4 protein-coding genes are annotated in these 2,357 nt (G+C 73.0%); 3 read left to right on the top strand and 1 reads right to left on the bottom strand.

Annotated elements, in window-relative coordinates; all coding sequences use genetic code 11:
- Positions 1-555: bifunctional DNA primase/polymerase (locus tag IE312_RS42010; RefSeq protein ID WP_229900482.1), on the top strand; the 555-nt coding region annotated here is incomplete at its 5' end.
- Between the two features lie 15 nt (positions 556-570).
- On the opposite strand, the gene IE312_RS27035 is transcribed toward IE312_RS42010, so the two are convergent.
- Positions 571-900, bottom strand: a complete 330-nt coding sequence (locus IE312_RS27035) for a helix-turn-helix transcriptional regulator (protein ID WP_189984926.1) — start codon at positions 898-900, stop codon at positions 571-573.
- Positions 901-1,007: 107 nt separating this feature from the next.
- Between IE312_RS27035 and IE312_RS27030 the strand changes: the two genes are divergently transcribed.
- Complete coding sequence (locus IE312_RS27030) at positions 1,008-1,409, top strand: STAS domain-containing protein (RefSeq protein ID WP_229900481.1); 402 nt, start codon at positions 1,008-1,010, stop codon at positions 1,407-1,409.
- A 171-nt stretch (positions 1,410-1,580) separates the two neighbouring features.
- The gene (locus IE312_RS27025; RefSeq protein ID WP_189984925.1) at positions 1,581-2,063 is read left to right on the top strand and encodes an ATP-binding protein; all 483 of its coding nucleotides are present in this window, start codon (positions 1,581-1,583) and stop codon (positions 2,061-2,063) included.
- The last annotated feature ends 294 nt before the right edge of the window (positions 2,064-2,357 follow it).

Genomic DNA, 2,357 nt, shown 5'->3' with positions numbered 1-2,357 from the left:
GGCACGGACTCCTCCGCCGCCCTGCGCGAGCTGGCCCTGCGCCACCTGTTCACGATCCCGGAGACGGTCGTCGTCCTCACCCCGAGCGGCGGCCGCCACCTGTGGCTGGCCGGCCCGCCGGACACCGTCGTACCGAACTCGGCGGGCCGGCTCGCCCCCGGCATCGACATCCGGGGGGCCGGCGGCTACCTCGTCGGCCCCGGCTCCCGCACCGACCACGGCGTCTACACCGCCGCGCCCGGCACCGCCCACCTGCCCCCCGCCGCCTGCCCGCCGTCCCTGCTCCGCCTGCTGCTGCCCCCGCCGCGCCCCCACCGGCCGGCGGCGCCCGCACCCGGCGAGCACGGCCGCGGCCTGGTCCACTTCGTCCTGACCGCCCACGAGGGCCAGCGCAACACCCGCCTGTTCTGGGCGGCCTGCCGCGCCTACGAGAACGGCATCGGCCCCGCCCTGGCGGACCCGCTCACCGAGGCCGCCGTGCACACCGGTCTGACCGAGCGCGAGGCACGGGCGACGATCGCCTCGGCCGCCCGCATGACAGGCCGCCGCCCCTGACGCCCCCGGCCGGGGTTACGGGGCGACCGGGTTCTTGGCGCGCTCGGTCTCGTCCTGCACCAGCAGGGAGAGCAGGGCGGCCACGGAGAGGCCGGCCTCCGCCGGGTGGCGCAGCACCTTGTCGGGCTCGATGCGGTACGTGTTCGTACGCCCGTCCCGGGTGTGGGAGAGGTAACCGTCCTGCTCCAGGTCGGAGATGATCCGCTGGACGGCGCGCTCCGTGAGCCGGCAGCGGGCGGCGATGTCACGGATCCGGACGTTCGGGTTGTCGGCGATGGCCGCCAGTACGCGCGCGTGGTTGGTGATGAACGTCCATCCGGTGTGAGGTTCGGGCACTCCAACCATGCCCAGCATTTTAAGGTACCCCGTTGCCTGAACCCAGATACGTGACATACTTTTCACGTATTCGATGACCTGCTGCCGCGATGAAGAGCCACGGAAGGAGCCGGAAGGTGTCCTTGGACGAAGCCGTCATGCCGGGGCGCACGCGCAGTGCCGACGGGCAGCAGGGACCGGCCGGAGCCGTCGGGCACGCCCCGGACACGGGGGTGCTGCAGTACGAACGGCGCGACGCCTGGGTCGTCGCCGCCCACGGCGCCTACGACCTGCACTCCGTCCCACCGCTCGCGGATGCCCTGGGCGCCGCCGTCAGGAAGCACCGGAAGGTGGTCCTGGACACCTCCGGTGTCGTCTTCGCGGACTCGGCGTTCCTCAACCTGCTGATCCTCACCCACCGGACGGGCACCCTGCGCGTGGCAGCCCCGCCCCGACAGCTCCAGCGGCTCTTCGAGATCACCGGAACCGACCACTTCCTGGAGATACGCCGGACGGTGGACGAGGCCGCCCTCTCCTGAGTCCCGCGCCGAAGCGGGACGAGAGACCGTGACAGCCTTCCCGCCCGGCCGGCTCCGGGCGCGTGCCGTACGATGCGGCGAGACAGGGTGCCTGGCCCGTCCGGCCTCGGGTATCCGGGTGGTGCATCACACCACCAGCAAGGATCTCCGCCACTTGTAAGGCAAAAGACGATGGCCATCCCGCTTAGGCAGAAGGCGGCAGATGACCAGGCAGGGGAGCGGCGCGAACCCGTGCGGTTCAGCGCCGCTTTCGCGGAGGGTGCCGCGCGCGCGGCCGACGGACGGAAGGCGCTCCAGGCCGTCCTGGCACGCGCCGCGGACGTCGGGCACCCGCCCCTCCCCCCCAGCGTGGTCATGGACGCCCAACTCGTGGTCAGCGAGTTGCTGACGAACGCCATACGGCACGCCCCCGGCCCCTGCGGGGTGCTGCTGGAGCTGTCCGACGCCGAGCTGTCGGTCACCGTGTGGGACACCTCTCCCGCGGAACCCGTCCTCAGACCGCGGGACGCGGGACGTGTCGGCGGACACGGCCTCCACCTCGTACACGTCCTCAGCCACCGGTTCGCGACCGCCTCGCACGCCCTCGGCAAGCAAGTCGTTGCCCGGCTGCGCGTGCCCTCCGACCGGACACAGGGCGCCCGGCCCGGTCCGTGACGGACCGCGCGCGGTCCTGCCGGTACACCCGGAAGGCCCCCGGACAGGCGGTGGGATCCGCTCCGCGGGGGCATACGGGAAAGGAAGTCCGAAGACGTCCCGCGGCGCTTCCCACCTGCGGCACCGCGGACGGGGACCGATCTTCCGGAGGCGTGGACATGACGGAGCCGAAGACCGCCGGGACCAGCGCTGCCCGGCCGCCGGGTGACACCGGTCCCCGGCTCACCGAAGCGCTGGACGCCATCGGGACCGGCGCCTACGTCGCCGACGAGCAGGGCCGTATCCTCGCCGTCA

Source organism: Streptomyces capoamus, assembly GCF_014654935.1.
Lineage (GTDB): Bacteria > Actinomycetota > Actinomycetes > Streptomycetales > Streptomycetaceae > Streptomyces > Streptomyces capoamus.
This window is presented reverse-complemented; position numbering and strand designations above follow the sequence as displayed.

Excerpts from the sequence above, each read along its gene's own strand:
- IE312_RS27035 (WP_189984926.1), bottom strand. The coding sequence starts at position 900 with ATGGTTGGAGTGCCCGAACCTCACACCGGATGGACGTTCATCACCAAC.
- IE312_RS27025 (WP_189984925.1), top strand. The coding sequence starts at position 1,581 with ATGGCCATCCCGCTTAGGCAGAAGGCGGCAGATGACCAGGCAGGGGAG.